General features: G+C 41.9%; 13 protein-coding genes. 8 read left to right on the forward strand and 5 right to left on the reverse strand.

The window, feature by feature from the left end; genetic code table 11:
* A complete protein-coding gene (locus K1T76_RS10850; RefSeq protein WP_230245361.1) occupies positions 1-1,170 on the forward strand; it encodes a nucleotide sugar dehydrogenase in 1,170 nt (389 codons plus the stop codon).
* Between the two features lie 284 nt (positions 1,171-1,454).
* Here the strand turns inward: K1T76_RS10850 and ilvC are convergent, their stop codons facing one another.
* The 3 genes from ilvC to K1T76_RS10865 all read right to left on the reverse strand — a co-directional run bounded on the left by ilvC (position 1,455) and on the right by K1T76_RS10865 (position 4,813).
* Positions 1,455-2,471: a ketol-acid reductoisomerase gene (ilvC, locus tag K1T76_RS10855; RefSeq protein ID WP_004974988.1), complete on the reverse strand. Its 1,017-nt coding sequence runs from the start codon at positions 2,469-2,471 to the stop codon at positions 1,455-1,457.
* Between the two features lie 126 nt (positions 2,472-2,597).
* Positions 2,598-3,089 carry an acetolactate synthase small subunit gene (ilvN, locus tag K1T76_RS10860; protein ID WP_004974986.1) on the reverse strand — a complete coding sequence of 164 codons (492 nt, stop codon included), beginning with the start codon at positions 3,087-3,089 and terminating at the stop codon, positions 2,598-2,600.
* The gene (locus K1T76_RS10865) at positions 3,086-4,813 is read right to left on the reverse strand and encodes an acetolactate synthase 3 large subunit (RefSeq protein ID WP_230245362.1); all 1,728 of its coding nucleotides are present in this window, start codon (positions 4,811-4,813) and stop codon (positions 3,086-3,088) included. Before K1T76_RS10865 ends, ilvN begins: the two co-directional genes overlap by 4 nt.
* 730 nt (positions 4,814-5,543) lie before the next feature.
* Here K1T76_RS10865 and K1T76_RS10870 point away from each other — a divergent pair.
* From K1T76_RS10870 to holA, 4 genes are all read left to right on the forward strand, one after another.
* On the forward strand, positions 5,544-5,879 hold the full coding sequence (locus K1T76_RS10870; RefSeq protein WP_394804452.1) for a DUF4124 domain-containing protein: 336 nt from the start codon (positions 5,544-5,546) through the stop codon (positions 5,877-5,879).
* Positions 5,880-6,033: 154 nt separating this feature from the next.
* On the forward strand, positions 6,034-8,655 hold the full coding sequence (gene leuS, locus K1T76_RS10875) for a leucine--tRNA ligase (protein ID WP_230245363.1): 2,622 nt from the start codon (positions 6,034-6,036) through the stop codon (positions 8,653-8,655).
* A 202-nt stretch (positions 8,656-8,857) separates the two neighbouring features.
* Complete coding sequence (locus K1T76_RS10880; protein WP_230245364.1) at positions 8,858-9,388, forward strand: LPS-assembly lipoprotein LptE; 531 nt, start codon at positions 8,858-8,860, stop codon at positions 9,386-9,388.
* Between the two features lie 18 nt (positions 9,389-9,406).
* The gene (gene holA / locus K1T76_RS10885; protein WP_070152780.1) at positions 9,407-10,405 is read left to right on the forward strand and encodes a DNA polymerase III subunit delta; all 999 of its coding nucleotides are present in this window, start codon (positions 9,407-9,409) and stop codon (positions 10,403-10,405) included.
* 54 nt (positions 10,406-10,459) lie between these two features.
* Here the strand turns inward: holA and K1T76_RS10890 are convergent, their stop codons facing one another.
* A complete protein-coding gene (locus tag K1T76_RS10890; protein WP_230245653.1) occupies positions 10,460-10,885 on the reverse strand; it encodes a bacteriohemerythrin in 426 nt (141 codons plus the stop codon).
* A 437-nt stretch (positions 10,886-11,322) separates the two neighbouring features.
* On the opposite strand from K1T76_RS10890, the gene K1T76_RS10895 reads away from it, so the two are divergent.
* The 3 genes from K1T76_RS10895 to K1T76_RS10905 are packed head-to-tail and all read left to right on the forward strand — an operon-like array spanning position 11,323 to position 16,091.
* Positions 11,323-12,657 carry an efflux RND transporter periplasmic adaptor subunit gene (locus tag K1T76_RS10895; RefSeq protein ID WP_230245365.1) on the forward strand — a complete coding sequence of 445 codons (1,335 nt, stop codon included), beginning with the start codon at positions 11,323-11,325 and terminating at the stop codon, positions 12,655-12,657.
* 1 nt (position 12,658) lies between these two features.
* Positions 12,659-14,632 carry a MacB family efflux pump subunit gene (locus tag K1T76_RS10900; protein ID WP_230245366.1) on the forward strand — a complete coding sequence of 658 codons (1,974 nt, stop codon included), beginning with the start codon at positions 12,659-12,661 and terminating at the stop codon, positions 14,630-14,632.
* A gap of 22 nt (positions 14,633-14,654) precedes the next feature.
* A complete protein-coding gene (locus tag K1T76_RS10905) occupies positions 14,655-16,091 on the forward strand; it encodes an efflux transporter outer membrane subunit (RefSeq protein WP_230245654.1) in 1,437 nt (478 codons plus the stop codon).
* A 96-nt stretch (positions 16,092-16,187) separates the two neighbouring features.
* On the opposite strand, the gene K1T76_RS10910 is transcribed toward K1T76_RS10905, so the two are convergent.
* Positions 16,188-17,456, reverse strand: coding sequence for a sensor histidine kinase (locus K1T76_RS10910; protein WP_230245367.1), 1,269 nt, complete (start codon positions 17,454-17,456; stop codon positions 16,188-16,190).
* Positions 17,457-17,935 lie beyond the last annotated feature (479 nt).

A 17,935-nucleotide genomic window follows, 5' to 3' on the forward strand; every position in this document is an offset into this window, starting at 1 on the left:
ATGAAAATCGCAATCGCAGGTACAGGTTACGTCGGTTTATCTAATGCCATGATTTTTGCTCAACATCATCAGGTCATGGCTTATGATCTTCAAGCAGAAAAAATTAAATTACTCAATCAACGCATCTCACCCATTCGCGACCAAGAAATTTCTGAATTTTTAACAAAATCAGAATTAAATTTTCAAGCCACTCATTGCAAAATCGATGCCTATCAACATGCCGATTTTGTGATTATTGCCACCCCTACCGATTATGACCCAGAGACCAATTACTTCAATACACAAAGTGTTGAAGCGGTCATTCAAGATGTATTGGCGATTAATCCTTTGGCAACCATGGTGATTAAATCCACTGTACCTGTAGGTTTTACCCAACACATCAAACAAAAATATCACACCGAAAATATTATTTTTTCACCTGAATTTTTGCGCGAAGGTAAAGCGCTACATGACAACCTTTATCCTTCGCGGATTATTGTGGGTGAAAAATCAGAACGTGCCAAACTTTTTGCGAATATGCTGTTAGAAGGCTCAATCATAAAAGACTGTCCAGTGCTGTTTACCGAAGCTACCGAAGCCGAAGCGATTAAGCTATTCGCCAATACTTTTCTGGCGATGCGTGTCGCTTATTTCAATGAGTTAGATACCTATGCTCAAATCTACAACCTAGACACACGTCAAATTATTGATGGTGTCTGTTTAGACTCACGTATTGGTCAGTTTTACAATAACCCATCCTTCGGTTATGGCGGATATTGCTTACCCAAAGACACCAAACAATTACTGGCAAACTATGCTCAAGTTCCAAGCAACTTGATTAAAGCCGTGGTAGATGCCAATCAAACCCGTCAAGAATTTATTGCAGAATCCATTCGCAAACAGCAACCCAAAGTGGTTGGGATTTATCGCCTGACCATGAAAAGTGGTTCAGATAATTTTCGTGCCTCTGCTATACAAGGCGTGATGCAATATCTGAAAGCCTATGGCATAAAAGTGATTATTTATGAACCCGAATTAGATCAGAAAAAGTTTTTAAATTCCAAAGTGATTCACGATTTAGCCGAGTTTAAACAACGTGCTGATTTAATTGTCTGTAACCGTAAATGTTCACTGCTTCATGATGTGCATAACAAGGTCTATACGCGCGACGTATTTGGGATGGATGATTAGAATAATGCATAAGGACCCAAAACCCTACTGTGAATGAAGCACAAGGAGCGAAAACATTGTTCTGAGCGAAGCGCAAGGAATTCAAAACACTGCTTTAAATGAAGCGCAAGGCACGTAGCAATATTTACTTCATACGCAAAAAACCTTATATCAAATAAGGTTTTTTTAAAGATTAAACTAAAACTTAGTTTTTATCTTTGTCTACAATCTTGTTCGCTTGAATCCAAAGTACGAAAAAATGGGAAAGCACTGCTTTCCCATTTTTTAAGGCACGTAACGCAACCTTAGTTCTTTTCTTTGTCTACGATCTTGTTCGCTTGAATCCAAGGCATCATTGCACGTAATTTGTTACCCGTAACTTCGATACCATGCGCCGCATTTTGACGACGACGAGCTGTCATTGATGGGTAGTTCAACGCACCTTCTTGGATGAACATCTTCGCATATTCACCAGATTGAATACGTTTAAGTGCATTACGCATTGCTTCACGTGATTGTTCATTAATTACTTCAGTACCTGTTACATACTCGCCATATTCAGCATTGTTAGATACTGAATAGTTCATGTCAGCGATACCGCCTTCGAACATCAAATCAACGATCAATTTAAGCTCGTGTAAGCATTCGAAGTAAGCCATTTCTGGTGCATAACCCGCTTCAACAAGAGTTTCGAAGCCCATTTTAACCAATTCAACAGCACCGCCACACAGAACTGCTTGCTCACCAAAAAGGTCTGTTTCTGTTTCTTCACGGAAAGAAGTTTCGATGATACCTGTACGACCACCACCCACACCTGAAGCGTAAGAAAGCGCAACGTTACGTGCATTACCAGAAGCATCTTGATGAATCGCGATAAGATCAGGAACACCTGAACCACGTTGGAATTCAGAACGTACAGTGTGACCAGGTGCTTTAGGTGCAACCATGATGACGTCTAAGTCCGCACGTGGGACAACTTGGTTATAAAGTACAGAGAAACCGTGAGCAAATGCTAAAGTTGCGCCTTGCTTGATGTTTGGCTCAATCACGTCACGATAAAGTTGTGATTGGAACTCATCTGGAGTCAAAATCATAACTAAGTCAGCTTGAGCAACAGCAGCAGGAACTTCAGAAACTTTAAGACCCGAATTTTCAGCTTTTTTCCATGAAGCAGAACCAGCACGTAAACCTACAGTGACGTCTACACCAGAATCTTTCAGGTTAAGCGCGTGCGCGTGACCTTGTGAACCGTAACCAATGATCGCTACTTTCTTAGATTGAATGATAGATAAGTCGCAGTCTTTATCGTAAAAAATTTGCATTGCTGTCTCCGCTAAAATGCTTTGGATTCCTATCTTACTCAAGTACTTGTCTATTCAGTACTAAAGTAAGCGTTCCATCCTTAGGGATGGAATGAATTCGATGAATAAAATTAACTATAAAATTAGTTAAATGGTTAAAACTTTTTCGCCACGTGCGATTCCCGACACACCTGAACGCACAACTTCTAAAATAGTGTTTTCTGCAATCGCATCAATAAAACCATCTAATTTTTCAGTTGTACCCGCAAGCTGCACGGTATAAGTCGTAGGTGTGACATCAACAATTTGTCCACGGAAGATGTCAGCAGTGCGTTTAATTTCAGCACGTGCAGCACCCGATGCTTTGACTTTAATTAGCATCAATTCGCGTTCAATATGTGGACCTTCTGACAAGTCGACGACTTTAACCACTTCAACCAATTTATTCAGTTGTTTGGTGATTTGCTCAATTTTATGATCATCACCATAAGTCGTAAGCGTTAAGCGTGAAAGTGTTGGGTCTTCAGTTGGTGCAACATTTAAAGTCTCAATGTTATAACCACGTTGAGAGAATAAACCCACTAAACGAGAAAGCGCACCTGATTCGTTTTCAACGAGAACGGAAATAATGTGTCTCATTCTGTGCGCTCCCCTTTACCTAACCACATATCTTTCATGGATTGACCCGCAATTTGCATCGGATAAACGTGCTCTGTACGGTCAACCATGACATTAATGAATACGCATTTGTCATTAATCGCCATCGCTTCTGCAAGCTTAGACTCAAGCTCATCGGCATGGTTAATTTGAATACCAACGTGACCATAAGCTTCCATCAATTTAGGGAAGTCAGGCAATGAGTCAACATAAGAACTTGAGTGACGACCTTCATAGTTCATATCTTGCCATTGTTTAACCATACCTAAAGCTTGGTTATTCAAGCATAAGATCTTAACGTTTAAACCATATTGCTTACAGGTAGAAAGCTCTTGGATACACATCTGAATCGATGCTTCACCTGTAATACATACAACCTGTTGATCTGGATATGCCAGTTTAGCCGCCATTGCATACGGTAAACCTACACCCATCGTTCCTAAACCGCCAGAGTTCAACCATTGGCGTGGACGCTTGTACTTATAGTAGTTCGCGCCAAACATTTGGTGCTGACCAACGTCAGATGTAATAATTGCATCACCATTGGTCACTTTATCTAAAGCTTCAACCACTTGTTGCGGCTTCATCGTGCCATCGGTTGGTTTGTCGTATTTCAAACCATGAACCTTACGCCATTCATTAATCTGATTCCACCATGCAGCAATCGCTTCAGGGTTTGGCTTAGACACATTTAATTGCTTCAATTGAACCAACATTTCCTGAAGTACAGGTTCAACTGCACCTACAATTGGAATGTGTGCCATGATGGTTTTTGAAATGGTCGCTGGGTCAATGTCAATATGAATGACTTTGGCATTTGGACAGAATTTTGCTGGATTATTGGTTACACGGTCATCAAAACGCGCACCAATACACAAAATCACATCAGCGTTGTGCATGGTCATGTTAGCTTCATACGTGCCATGCATCCCCAACATACCAATAAATTGTGGATCATTACCCGGGAACGCACCCAAGCCCATCAATGTATTGGTTACAGGAAAGCCCAAAATGTGCGCAAGTTCAGTCAATTGCTCAGATGCATTGCCTTGAACCACGCCACCGCCTGAATAAATCACAGGACGTTTGGCATTTAATAATTCATCAATCGCTTTACGAATTTGACCTGAGTGACCACGATGCGGCGGTTGATACGAACGCATCTTCACTTTTTCTGGATATTCGTACGCAAATTTTTCCGTTGGATTGGTTGCATCCTTAGGAATATCAACCACCACAGGACCTGGACGGCCTGAAGATGCAATATAGAATGCCTTCTTAATAATCGAAGGAATTTCGCTGGCATGGCGCACTTGGAAACTATGTTTTACGATTGGACGTGAAATACCCACCATATCGGTTTCTTGGAAGGCATCTTCACCAATCAAGTGACTCGCAACCTGACCAGACAAAATCACCATTGGGATTGAGTCCATATAAGCCGTTGCAATTGGAGTTACCGTGTTGGTTGCACCTGGACCTGAAGTCACCAGTACCACACCGGTTTTACCTGTTACACGCGAGTAGGCATCTGCCATATGACCAGCAGCTTGCTCATGACGCACAAGGTAATGATTAATTTTGTCTTGTTGAAAGAACGCATCGTAAATATGAAGTACTGCGCCGCCTGGGTATCCAAAAACATGTTCAACGCCTTCGTCCGCCAATGCGCGAACGAGCATTTCACCACCAGATAAAAGTTCCAACGTGATTCACCCTAGTCTTGTCACTGCAAAATGGGAGACACCTGCAGTGTTTTGTTCATTAATTCCTGCACTGTTATAGCACACATATTTCATAGTTTTCATGGCAATAGGAAAAATTTCTGATCTGATTACCGTATAAGCAATATGAGATCTAAAACGTGTTGGGGTAAACACATTTTATAAGCTTTGTTCAGCTTCTCGGCTAGAGAAGTTGCCCATTGCATGACATGACACTTATTCGAAGGGTGATCGATCTAAGGCACATAAAACTAAAGTGTGCATTTTTGTAGTTTACCTGACTAAAGTCAAGTTTAAAAATCGGCTTTTTCTGCTTTATTGATAAACTGGGTATTTTTTAAGCTTTGTGTCATCCATCACAATTTAATCCAAAGTCTAATATTTCCATATAAAACAAATAACTTCAGATATTTGATGAATTTTTTATAATTTTTTCATATTACATTCATAAAAATAAAGAATGAGTTAAAAAAATATATAAAGCGCTTGGTTATGATTCACCAACGTAATTCAGCTTATTTTAACTCGCAAATAGGCAAGCCCATGCCCCAATTTTAAACAAGCACTATTGCAGATAAAAATCATCAAAAAATTGTCAATAAATCCTAGCTTCATGGGTAATTATTGCTAAAATTTAGCCAACATAATTTTTTTGTAATTGGTTTTCTGCCATTTACCTTTTTGCTCAGGACGTCCAAACATGAAAACACCAATGATCCGCTTGAGTTGTCTTTCTGCAAGCTTGATTTTAATTTTTGCCACCAGTGCCGTTTCTGCAAAACAATATTACAAGTGGGTCGATGCAAATGGTTCAACCCATTACACCACAACACCGCCACCAAAAACTGCCAAGAAAAAAGGTAAAGTCGATACCTATGGCTGGAGAAATTCAGCACCAACCGTTGCCACTCCTGCAAATCCTGCTGTGAACCCAGCACCTACTGCAACAAACCAACAAACGACACCAACTACAAATCATCCTGTAGGAAATTCACTCATGGATCAGCAACAACGTGAAGCCAATGCTGCTTTAAATCAAGCACAATAAGAACGTGCCAGTCCACAAGTTTGATATTTTAATCCATAAAATTCGACTCGCTTAAATTTTACTGCACAATCCCACGCGCAAAATTCAATTTATCTGCATTTTGCGCTATGCTGTGTGACACACTTTTTTAACCGTTTATTCCTGATTTAACCTTATGACTACTCACATTGACCCTGAATATCAAGCCAGTGCGATTGAACCTCAAGTCCAAAGCGACTGGGAATCTCGCAAAGCCTTTAAAGTTGCCGACACTGTCGAAGGTCCACGTCGTTATATCCTCTCGATGTTCCCTTACCCAAGCGGCAAACTACACATGGGTCACGTGCGTAACTATACCATCGGGGATGTAATTAGTCGTTTTCACCGTTTGAAGGGTGAAACCGTTTTACAACCAATGGGTTGGGATGCTTTTGGTTTACCTGCAGAAAATGCAGCGATTGCGCATCAGGTTGCCCCTGCTAAATGGACTTTTGAAAATATCGCTTACATGCGTGACCAATTGAAAAAATTGGGTTTGGCGGTAGATTGGGATCGTGAATTTGCCACCTGCACCCCAGAGTATTATCACTGGGAACAATGGTTATTCGTGCAACTGTATAAAAAGGGTTTAATTTATCGCAAACTCTCGACAGTCAACTGGGATCCTGTCGATCAAACAGTGTTGGCCAATGAACAGGTCGAAAATGGTCGTGGTTGGCGTTCAGGTGCATTGGTAGAAAAACGTGATATTCCAATGTACTACTTCCGCATTACCGATTATGCCCAAGAACTATTAGATGATTTAGAAACCTTAAAAAATGGTTGGCCACAGCAAGTTTTAACCATGCAACGCAACTGGATTGGTCGTTCGCAAGGGATGGAAATCACATTCCCATCGGCAAATCCAGAAGTTTATGCAGAGGGTCTGACTGTTTTTACCACGCGTGCCGACACCTTAATGGGCGCAACTTATGTGGCTGTGGCAGCAGAACATCCAATGGCGTTAAAAGCAGCAGAAAACAATGCACAATTAAAAGCCTTTATTGAAGAATGCCGTATGGGTTCTGTGGCGGAAGCTGATCTTGCCACTGCCGAAAAAAAAGGGATGGCGACTGGCTTATTTGTGAAGCATCCTATAACAGGTAAAGAACTACCTGTATGGATTGCCAACTACGTGTTGATGTCTTACGGTTCTGGCGCAGTGATGGCTGTACCTTCTCATGATGAGCGCGATTTTGAATTTGCCAATAAATTCCAATTGCCAATTATTCAAGTGATTGATGCCAAAGGTGCTGAAGATACGGGCTTTAACGCAACTCAGTGGCAAGAATGGTACGGCTCTAAAGAAGGTAAATTGGTCAATTCAGGCGAATTTGATGGTTTAGATTTCCAAGCAGCATTTGATGCACTATTGGCAAAATTAGAACCACAAGGTTTAGCCAATGTAAAAGTACAATTCCGCTTACGTGACTGGGGTGTTTCACGCCAACGTTATTGGGGTTGCCCAATTCCAATGATCAACTGTGAAAAGTGTGGCCAAGTCCCTGTTCCAGAAGATCAACTGCCTGTGATTTTACCTACCGATGTTGTGCCAGATGGTTCAGGCAACCCACTCAATAAAATGCCTGAATTCTACCAAACCACCTGCCCTTGCTGTGGTGGCGAAGCACGTCGTGAAACCGACACTTTGGATACTTTTGTAGAATCATCTTGGTACTACGCACGCTATGCATCTCCAGATTTTACGGGCGGTATGGTCAAGCAAGAAGCTGCACAAACTTGGTTGCCAGTCAATCAATATATTGGTGGTGTAGAACACGCCATCTTGCACTTATTGTACGCGCGTTTCTTCCACAAACTCATGCGTGATGAAGGCGTGGTACAAGGCAATGAACCATTTGCCAACTTACTGACTCAAGGCATGGTCTTGGCAGATACTTTCTATCGTGAAGCAGAAAACGGTAAAAAAACTTGGTTTAACCCTGCCGATATTGAACTTGAAAAAGACGAAAAAGGTCGTGTTCTTTCTGCCAAATATACGGGCGATGGTCAAGCTGTGATTGTTGGCGGTCAGGAAAAAATGTCGAAATCGAAAAATAATGGTATCGACCCGCAAGCCATTATTGATCAATACGGCGCAGATACTGCACGTGTGTTTATGATGTTCGCTGCACCACCCGATCAGTCTTTAGAATGGTCAGATGCAGGCGTTGAAGGTGCTAACCGCTTCTTAAAACGTGTTTGGCGTTTAGCGGCAGGATTCCTTGAAAAAGGCAGTAATGTAACTGCAATTGACAGCAGCAAACTTGCTACAGCAGCACAAGACTTACGCCGCAAAACCCATGAAACCATTCAAAAAGTAGAGGATGATATTGAGCGTCGTCATGCGTTCAACACTGCGATTGCCGCATTGATGGAGCTCTTGAATGCTTGCAACAAGTTTGAAGCACAGAGCGAACAAGACCTTGCAGTTGAACGCGAAGCGATTGTGACTTTATTAACCTTGCTTGCACCATTTGCACCTCACTTAAGCCAGACCTTATTGGCAGAGTTCGGAATTGAATTAACCGCTACTCTATTTCCCGTGGTCGATGAGTCTGCATTAACCCGCAATACTCAAACGATTGTGGTACAAGTAAATGGTAAATTACGTGGCAAGCTCGATGTCGCGATAGATGCTTCTAAAGAAGATATTCTTGCACTTGCCAAAGCCTTACCAGAAGTACAACCATTCTTGACTGGCCCAACCAAGAAAGAAATTGTGGTACCGAATAAGTTAGTGAATTTGGTGGTTTAAATCCTTAATTTCCCTATCCTTTTAGGAGAGGGCTAGGGAGAGGCAAATATATACCCCCTCATCCTAGAGGGAGAAGAAACTTTCTGAAGGATTTCACAATTTCCAAACAAAGCCCGTTGTCAGTCAACGGGCTTTGCACCTACAATCAAGATATTCTCAACTTCCACTTTAGAATTTTCGAAAATATTACAGAGGACAGCACATGCACTTTAGCCAACGTCTAGCAGTCATTGTTTTAACTTGTGGACTCAGTGCTGGCTCAGTCGGCTGTGGTTTTCATCTTAAAGGCAGCAACCCAAGTATTGCACCTGTGGCTTATTCAAAAATGAGCCTAGCTTTACCGAGCAATGCTGAAGAATTAGAAGAAAAACTTTCTATTCATCTGGGTACGGCAGGCGTACAACTCAGTAATGCCCCGAATGCCTATGTACTGCGTGTACTTGACTTTACGCCACGTCGCTTGGAATTGAATGGCAAACTGGTAGAAACCTTATTACGTTTGAGTGTGACATTCCGTATTGAAGATGCGCAAGGCAACCCGATTACCGAACCTCGTACCGTCATGGCATCGCGCAGCTATCAATACGATGTCGCAACGGTGAATACCGATGATCAGGAACAAAAATTCTTAAACGAAGTGATTATTGATGATGTGGCACAACAAATTGTGCGTCAAATTTCTTCGAACCGTTTACCTCTGGTCAATCCACCTGTGTATTCAAACCCGAAATAAGCTTCTGAGTGCTTTTTTATGAAACTTGACTATCTACAAGCTCTCAAACGTGTCGATGAAGCACGGGGCGCATGGATTTTGCATGGTCAAGAACCTCTGCTCGAACAGAACCTGCTGGATGCTTTTCGTGCCAGTTGGCAAAAACAAGAGATTGAACGCCAGCGTTATGACTTAAATAGCGTGAGCGACTGGAAAAATGTATTCAATGCTTTGAACAGTTTGTCACTGTTTTCGAGTCAATTGGCAGTTGAAGTACACGGCAATATCAAACCCGATGCCAGCACACTCAAACAACTGAAAAGTTATATTCAGCACAATGAACAAAACTTGCTATTGGTGGTGATGCCAAAACAAGATAGTAATAGCCTGAAATCTAGTTTTTTTCAGTTGATTGATGCCAATGGGGTCAATGTTGCACTCACGGCAAACTACCCTAAAGATCGGCAACAGATTTTAGCTTTAGAAGCAGAAAAGCTGGGTATTCAATTGGGCCATGATGCGTGGCAATGGCTGGAACAACATCATGAGCACAACCTTTTGGCTGCCAAAAATAGTTTGATGCGAGTCAGTGACACCTTTCCTGAAATTCAGCAGATTCAGATTGAACATCTACATGCCTGCTTACAAGATCAATCGCGTTATAGCACTTACGATTTAAATGATGCTTTACTGGCAGGAAATCTGGCGCAAGCCATGAAAATCTTTCAATACCTCATGGCTTCGGGTGAAGCCATGAGTTTAATTTTGTGGAGCATCAGCAAAGAAATGCGCCTGCTGATGCAATTATTTGAACAACCACAAAATGCTTTGCAACTGGGTATTTGGAAAAACAAAGTCAGTGTTTATCAGCAAGCTTTGCGACGTTTAAATCCAAATAGCTTCTTACAGTGGCCCGCCCTATTATTGCGTATTGATGCCGCCATTAAAGGGATGTCTAAGGAAAACCCCGAACACTTAGTGCTACAAGCCATTACAGAACTCTGTGGTAAAACGCTGTTTGCTTCTCACTCAGCTTAATTAAGCAGACTTCTTCATCAAAATAATTTTTAAAATTGTCTGCTTTTCAGCGGATTAGCTAAAGAAACGTGCAAACCAACTTTTGCCTTTTTTGTGTTCCTGCGAACGCAAATAATGCAGCATATTGTCGCGTACTGCATCGACATAATCCTGATCATCATGCTGAATATGGTTAATCAACCATTTAGACAACAAACGATACAAGTCATGTTCTACCGATTCGCCATTGGCAAAACGCTGACGGCAATCATTCAAACGCTTCACAAAGAGTTCATGAATACCGCGATGCGATGGTAAGTATTGATAATTGACCTGTGACAACAAGTTTTCTTCAAAGCTAAAATGCGATTGCGTATAGTCAATCAAGTCATCCAAAACTTCCTTGATTTGCTCCCGCGCACCTGTCGCCCGAATTTTTTCTAGCGCATTAATATAGTCCAGAATTTGTCGATGTTGATTGTCAATCACATCAATTCCGATATTAAATTTCTCACTCTACTCCATGATTTACCCCTCAGATTTTTTGCTTAAAATCGTGTCTTATTGCATCATCCCGATGCCGTATTATCCTAATGATTAAATCCATAATTATTTTATGGAATTTAATACTATCTGCTTTTAATTCTTAAATCCATATAAAAAATAAGGTTTTTAATCAACTTAGACCATAGTTGTATTTTTCAGCATTTATCGTAAAATTTCATAAAATTATCATAGAGATGAAACAAAATACCCCACCCCATTCGCAGATGCTATTTTCCTTTTTTTATGGATGTAATACAGTATTCAGATTGTGTTAAATCTAGCTCAAACCACCAATAAATAATTCTCATTTGCAGTTTCTTCAAAAAATTCACGATTTATCCTTATTTCACTTCTATAATTCTTTTTAATTTCTTTTTTCTGTTTTTTGACTCATGCCAAAAATAAAATCGACCAAACTTATTGTGGGAATTCTCATTGCGCTGATGCTGGCATTTGCCGCTTGGTATTTTTTAAAACCAAAACAAGAACAACCACAATACATTACTGCCGAAGTGAGTCGTGGTGATATTGAAAGTGCGGTTTTAGCAACAGGCGTGCTTGAAGCCACCAAAATGGTCAGTGTTGGTGCGCAAGTTTCGGGTCAAGTCAAAAAAATGTATGTTCGGTTAGGCGATCAGGTCAAACAAGGACAGTTGATTGCCCAAATTGACTCCGTACGACAGGAAAATGAGTTTAAAACAGCTCAAGCCAATATTAAAAACCAACAGGCACAATTGGCGGTTCGACAAGCCAATCTCGCTAAAGTCGCAGCAGAGTATCAACGTCAACAAGCCATGTATGCGCAAGATGCGACATCACGCGCCGAACTTGAAACGGCCTTAGCTAACTATAAAACCTCGCAAGCAGAAATTGCTGCCATTAACGCTCAAATTGAACAATCACGCCTAACTTTAGACACGTCTAAAGAAAATTTAGGTTACACCCGTATTCTTGCCCCGATGGATGGCACTGTCGTCGCAATTGTGACCGAAGAAGGTCAAACCGTGAACGCTAATCAAAGCGCACCCACGATTGTTAAATTAGCTAAACTTGACACCATGACCGTGAAAGCAGAAATTTCTGAAGCAGATGTGATGAAGGTCGAAGAAGGTCAAACAGTTTATTTCACTACCTTGGGCAACAGCGAGAAAAAACATTACGCTACTTTACGTCAGGTAGAACCTGCACCCAAATCCATCAATACCGAAAGCAATAACAACACCTCATCATCTTCAAGTTCTGCCGTGTACTACAACGCTTTATTTGACGTACCAAATGAAGACGGCAAGCTACGCATCAATATGACCGCACAAGTGTCCATTGTTTTGGCAGAGGCACGCAATGTACTGACCATTCCTGCTGCTGCAGTTCAAGGTGCAAACCGTTCACGCAGTCGTAGCAACAGCAATAACTCAGACAGCAACGCACGTACTGAACGCAACAATACCGATGCCAGCTCTGCCAAACGCCCTGCCCGTTTGGAATTGACAGCCAATGAAAAAGCCTTGGTTGATCAAGGTAAAGCCTCTTTAGGCATGGTACGCGTGCTACAAGCCGATGGTTCAGCTCGACCACAATCGGTATTGCTTGGCTTAAACAACCGTGCAACGGTACAAGTCATTCGCGGCCTAAAACTGGGCGATCAAGTCATTATTGCCGATGGTTCTGATACCTCAAACGATGCGGCGAAGCGTGGTGGTCGTGTTGGCCCATCAGTGAGAATGTAAGATGAGTCAGTCACAACCTCTGTTAGAGGTCACCAATCTGACCCGTGAATTCCCTGCGGGTGAATCTACAGTGCAGATTCTCAAAGGCATTGATCTGAAAATTTACCCAGGTGAATTGGTTGCCATTGTAGGTCAGTCGGGTTCGGGAAAATCCACCCTCATGAATATTTTGGGCTGTCTTGATCAACCCACCACTGGCAGCTATAAAGTCAAAGGACGTGAAACCCGACAACTTGAAGCCGATGAACTGGCACAGCTCCGTCGTGAATATTTTGGTTTTATTTTCCAGCGCTATCACTTATTGGGCGATTTAAGCGCTGCGGGCAACGTCGAAGTGCCTGCAATTTATGCAGGTGCCGATGTTGAAGAACGACAAGCACGCGCGACTGCGTTGCTCAGTGACTTAGGTCTAGCCGATAAAACTCAAAACCGCCCAAGTCAGCTTTCAGGTGGACAACAACAACGTGTATCGATTGCACGTGCCTTGATGAATGGTGGTGATGTGATTCTTGCCGATGAACCCACAGGTGCACTCGACAAGAATAGCGGTATTGAAGTGATGCGGATTTTGCGTGAGCTGAATGCCAAAGGTCACACTATCATCTTGGTCACACATGACCATAATGTCGCTAAAAATGCCACACGGATTATTGAAATCAGTGATGGGCTTATTATTTCTGATCAGCCCAACACACCTGCCAACCAGGATGATATTGCCCAACAAACCTTGCAACATCCACCACAAAAAAGAACTTCAGCTTGGCGCTCTGTATTTGATCGTTTAGGTGAAGCCTTCCGCATGGCGCTACTGGCGATGAATGCACATCGCATGCGCACCTTTTTAACCATGCTCGGGATTATTATCGGGATTGCTTCAGTTGTATCTGTTGTGGCACTCGGCAATGGTTCACAGAAACAAATTCTAGAGAATATCAGCAGTTTAGGCACCAATACCATCACAGTGTTTCAGGGGCGTGGTTTTGGCGATACCTCACGCTCATCTCAGCTCCAAACCCTAATTCCTGCAGATGCCGATGCTTTGGCAGAACAACCTTATGTGGATGGGGTCAGCCCATCGGTCAATAGCAACGTCACAGTACGCTTTAAAGACACAGAAGCGTCCGCCACAGTCAATGGTGTGAGTGAAGACTTTTTCTATGTACGCGGCATGAATTTCCAGTCCGGTCAGCCTTTTGACAAACACAGCGTACTGGAACAAGCGCAAGATGTGGTGATTGATCACAATACCAAAAATACTTTCTTTAGTGATGGCAGCAACCCAGTTGGGCAAGTAATTTTATTGGGCAGTGTACCCAGCCGTATTATTGGCGTGGTCGAAGAACAAAAAAGCATGATGGGCAATGCCGACAGCTTAAATGTGTATTTGCCTTACTCTACGGTAATGAGTCGCATGCTCGGTCAAAGCCATGTGCGCAGCATTATTGTACGAGTCAAAGATGAATATCCAAGTGCTGCAGCAGAAAATGCCATTCTGAGTCTGCTGGTACAGCGTCATGGTGCGCAGGATGTATTTACTCAAAATGCCGACAGTATTCGCGAAACCATCCAACAAACTACCGCCACCATGACCTTACTGGTTTCTGCTATTGCAGTGATTTCACTGGTGGTGGGTGGAATTGGCGTAATGAACATCATGTTGGTCTCTGTCACAGAACGCACCCAAGAAATTGGGGTACGCATGGCAGTCGGCGCACGACAAAGCGATATTTTGCAGCAATTTTTAATTGAAGCCATTTTAGTGTGTATTTTAGGCGGTGTACTTGGCGTCTTGCTCGCACTCGGAATTGGGCAATTGATTAATCATGTGGCAGGTGGAACCTTTCAAATGGCGTACTCCACCACCTCGATTGTAGCCGCTTTTGTCTGTTCAAGCCTGATTGGAATTGTGTTCGGTTTTATTCCTGCACGTAATGCTGCCCAACTGAACCCTGTCGATGCGCTATCTAGAGAATAAGGAATTAGAGTAAGGAATGATGATGCGATTTAACCAGAAGTCACGACAATTCAGCCAACTCGTCACTGCGCTTTTTCTTGGCAGCAGCTTGGTGGGTTGTGCAGCCGTAGTCAAAACACCTTATCAGGCACCTGCTGTAGATATTCCACAACAGTTTGACCATCAGCAAAAAAGCCAGCAAGTGCTTGCACAACTGAATACAGACCGTTGGTGGACACTCTTTCACGATGCTGCTTTAAATCAACTGATTGAACAAGTCTTGGCGCGTAACAGTGACCTTGCAGTAGCAGGGTTGAATTTGCAACAAGCCAGATTACAAGCCAAACAAAGCCAAAGTCAGCAAGGCATTCGAATTGGCAATGCAGGTATTTCTACAGAACATCAATTTAGTTTAGAGGGCAATGGTGACGCAGCACGCGGGATTTCGCTGAATTATCCCAGACTGAGCTACGAATTGGACTTATTCGGTAAACTTGTCAATCAGACTGAAGCTGCACGTTGGGAAGCCTTAGCCACCGAACAAGACTTACAAGCCACTGCACAAAGCCTGATTGCGACCACTGCCAATTTATATTGGCAATTGGGTTATTTAAATGAACGCTATGTTGTCGCACAACAAAACCTTGCCAGTACGCAAAAAACGTATCAATTGGTCAATGCACAATATCGTGCGGGTGCAGTTTCAGGGCTGGATTTAAACCAAGCCGAGCAAGCCCTACAAAGTCAAAAATCGACTTTAAGCCAAATTGCACAGCAAAAAGTTGAAACGCGTACCGCCTTGGCAGTTTTACTGCATCAACCTGTGCAAATGCTGAATATCAATGAACCACAAAGTTTAGCCGCTGTTCGTCTACCCAACATTACTGCAGGCTTACCTGCAGAATTACTATCACGTCGTCCCGACTTACGTGCAGCCGAATTACGTTTACGTAAAGCTTTGGCCAATAAAGATGCCAATCGAGCCAGTTATTACCCATCCATCAGTCTTACAGGCACACTCAGTACAGGTGTCGGTACAGGCGCGCATACCTCTTTAAGCGATGCCCTAAAAAACCCAATTGCCACTTTAGGTGCAGGTTTAACCCTGCCATTTTTGCAATGGAATGATATGCAGCGTGATTTAAAAGTGAATGCTTTGGAATATGAAAAAGCCATTGTGCAATATCGACAAACTTTATATAAAGCCTTTGCCGATGTCGAAAATGCACTGTCAGCACGAACCGCGCTGAATCAACAAGTCGCGCTGCAAAGCCGCAATTTAGCACTGGCAGAGAAAACTGAACGCTTAACTGAGGTGCGTTATCGGCATGGTGCGATTGCCTTAAAAAACCTGCTAGATGCACAAGAAACCACCCGCAATGCACGTTTAAGTTTATTGCAGACCAAGCAAAACCAATACAACGCCTATGTGACTTTATTGCAAGCGTTGGGTGGTAGTCCGATTCAAAACATTCAATAATGCAAGAGTTGATCTAAATTGATCACGATAAAAAAAGCCTGTGGATGATTTTAAACATCCACGGGCTTTTGCTTGCTTTGTATATAAACTTTGAAATTAAGTTTTCTCAGATAATAACGCTTCTTTACTTAATACTTGATGGCTACTGGTCGCAATTGGCAAACTGACTTTAAAAGTCGTTCCCACACCTTCTTTCGATTCCACCACAATTTGCCCGTGGTTCAAATCGACAAAACGCTTACACAAGACCAAACCTAAACCGGTGCCCTTTTCACCTGCAGTGCCTTTAAAACTAACAGTCAGTTTAGGCTCGAACAACGTTTCAAGTTGTTGTGCAGTCATGCCTAAACCTGTGTCTTGGATATAAATATCCACACTAGTTTCTGTTTGTTCTGCACGTAAAATGACTTTGCCTGTACCATCGGTACAGGTAAATTTCAGCGCATTCGAGACCAAGTTTTGAATCACCGAGGTAATCATATTGATGTCAGCATAGACTTTAATGCCTTCTTCAACTTGATCAATGAGTTCAATATTTTTCTTAATTGCTAAACTTTTCAAAACATTACAAACAATTTTGGTCGATTGTTTCAACTCAAAATTGATTGGATGGTAGACAAACCGTCCACCCTCTGCCATTGCCCAATTCAATAAACTTTCTAACAAGTTATAAGTCGATTGTGCTGTATCGAATAAATAATCAGCTATATTTTGAATACTAGAATCATCCAAAGTTTCGCGCTCTTGCGCCAAAACCTCGGAAAAACCCAATAATCCATGAAATGGCGCACGCAAATCATGCGCAATAATCTGGAAAAACTTGGTTTTACTAAAATTCAATGCAGACTGCTGTTCATACAGTTCTTTTAAGTCAGTATAATCAACTTTTAATTCAATATAACGCACCAAACCTGCAGCAAACTCTGCCACTGTCGGCACAGCACCTAAACTAAACGCTTCTTCACGATGATCAAATAACAACAACTGTCCAATTGACTCTCCATCAGTCTTGAGTAAATCCAGTGCAATTAAGCGCGCAGCTTCTATCCCCAAACTTGCGATGTGCTGCACAAACTTCGCATATTGCGGATGCTTGGGTTCAATCAGTTGCTGACCCTGAAAGAATGCACCTAGCTGTGCATTTGGATTGGCACGAAAAGCTTTAAAAACTTGAGTGGTGGAATACCAGAAATAGGGCTCATTTTTAAAAGTTAAAATGGCATGATCGACTTGCAGCATTTGACGAGCAAACTTCAAAAAACCATCAATTTGGTTACTTGGCGTATGTACGCCCAATAATAACGAGAGTTTGCAAGCATTGAGTTGCTCCGTCTCAGGACCAATTTCCAGCAACTGTATTTTCATTTTTTCCTCGTTATTTTAAAGTGTGCCGCCTTATGAATTATTTTTTCTGCAAAACTCGTCCATTGAATTCAGAGTTAACCTACAAATTTTAACACAAAATACAAGCTTTCAAACACATTAAAAAACTGTGCCACAAATCGGCACCTCTTCTTTCGAGCTTGTTTTTTCATCTATGCATGAATAAGAGTTGAGATCATGATGAACCACGCTTTCAGAGGAGGAATCGAACTGCTTCAAAGCAGCAAAAAAATACGCCGATTTTTGTAAAATTTAGACCATAAAAATAGATCTTAACTTTTAGAATCTCAATCAGGCTTTTTATCTGTAGATTTACAGCCGTTTTTAAAGAAAATCTCAACTTCTATACAAGAATTTACATTACATCATACTGTAAAAAAATAATGTAAAATATTGATAAATTTACAAAATAAATAGAATAAATATATCTACCTATCATTTTCATCGATTATTTATCAAAC

Source organism: Acinetobacter sp. PW68 (assembly GCF_020982655.1).
GTDB lineage: Bacteria > Pseudomonadota > Gammaproteobacteria > Pseudomonadales > Moraxellaceae > Acinetobacter > Acinetobacter towneri_A.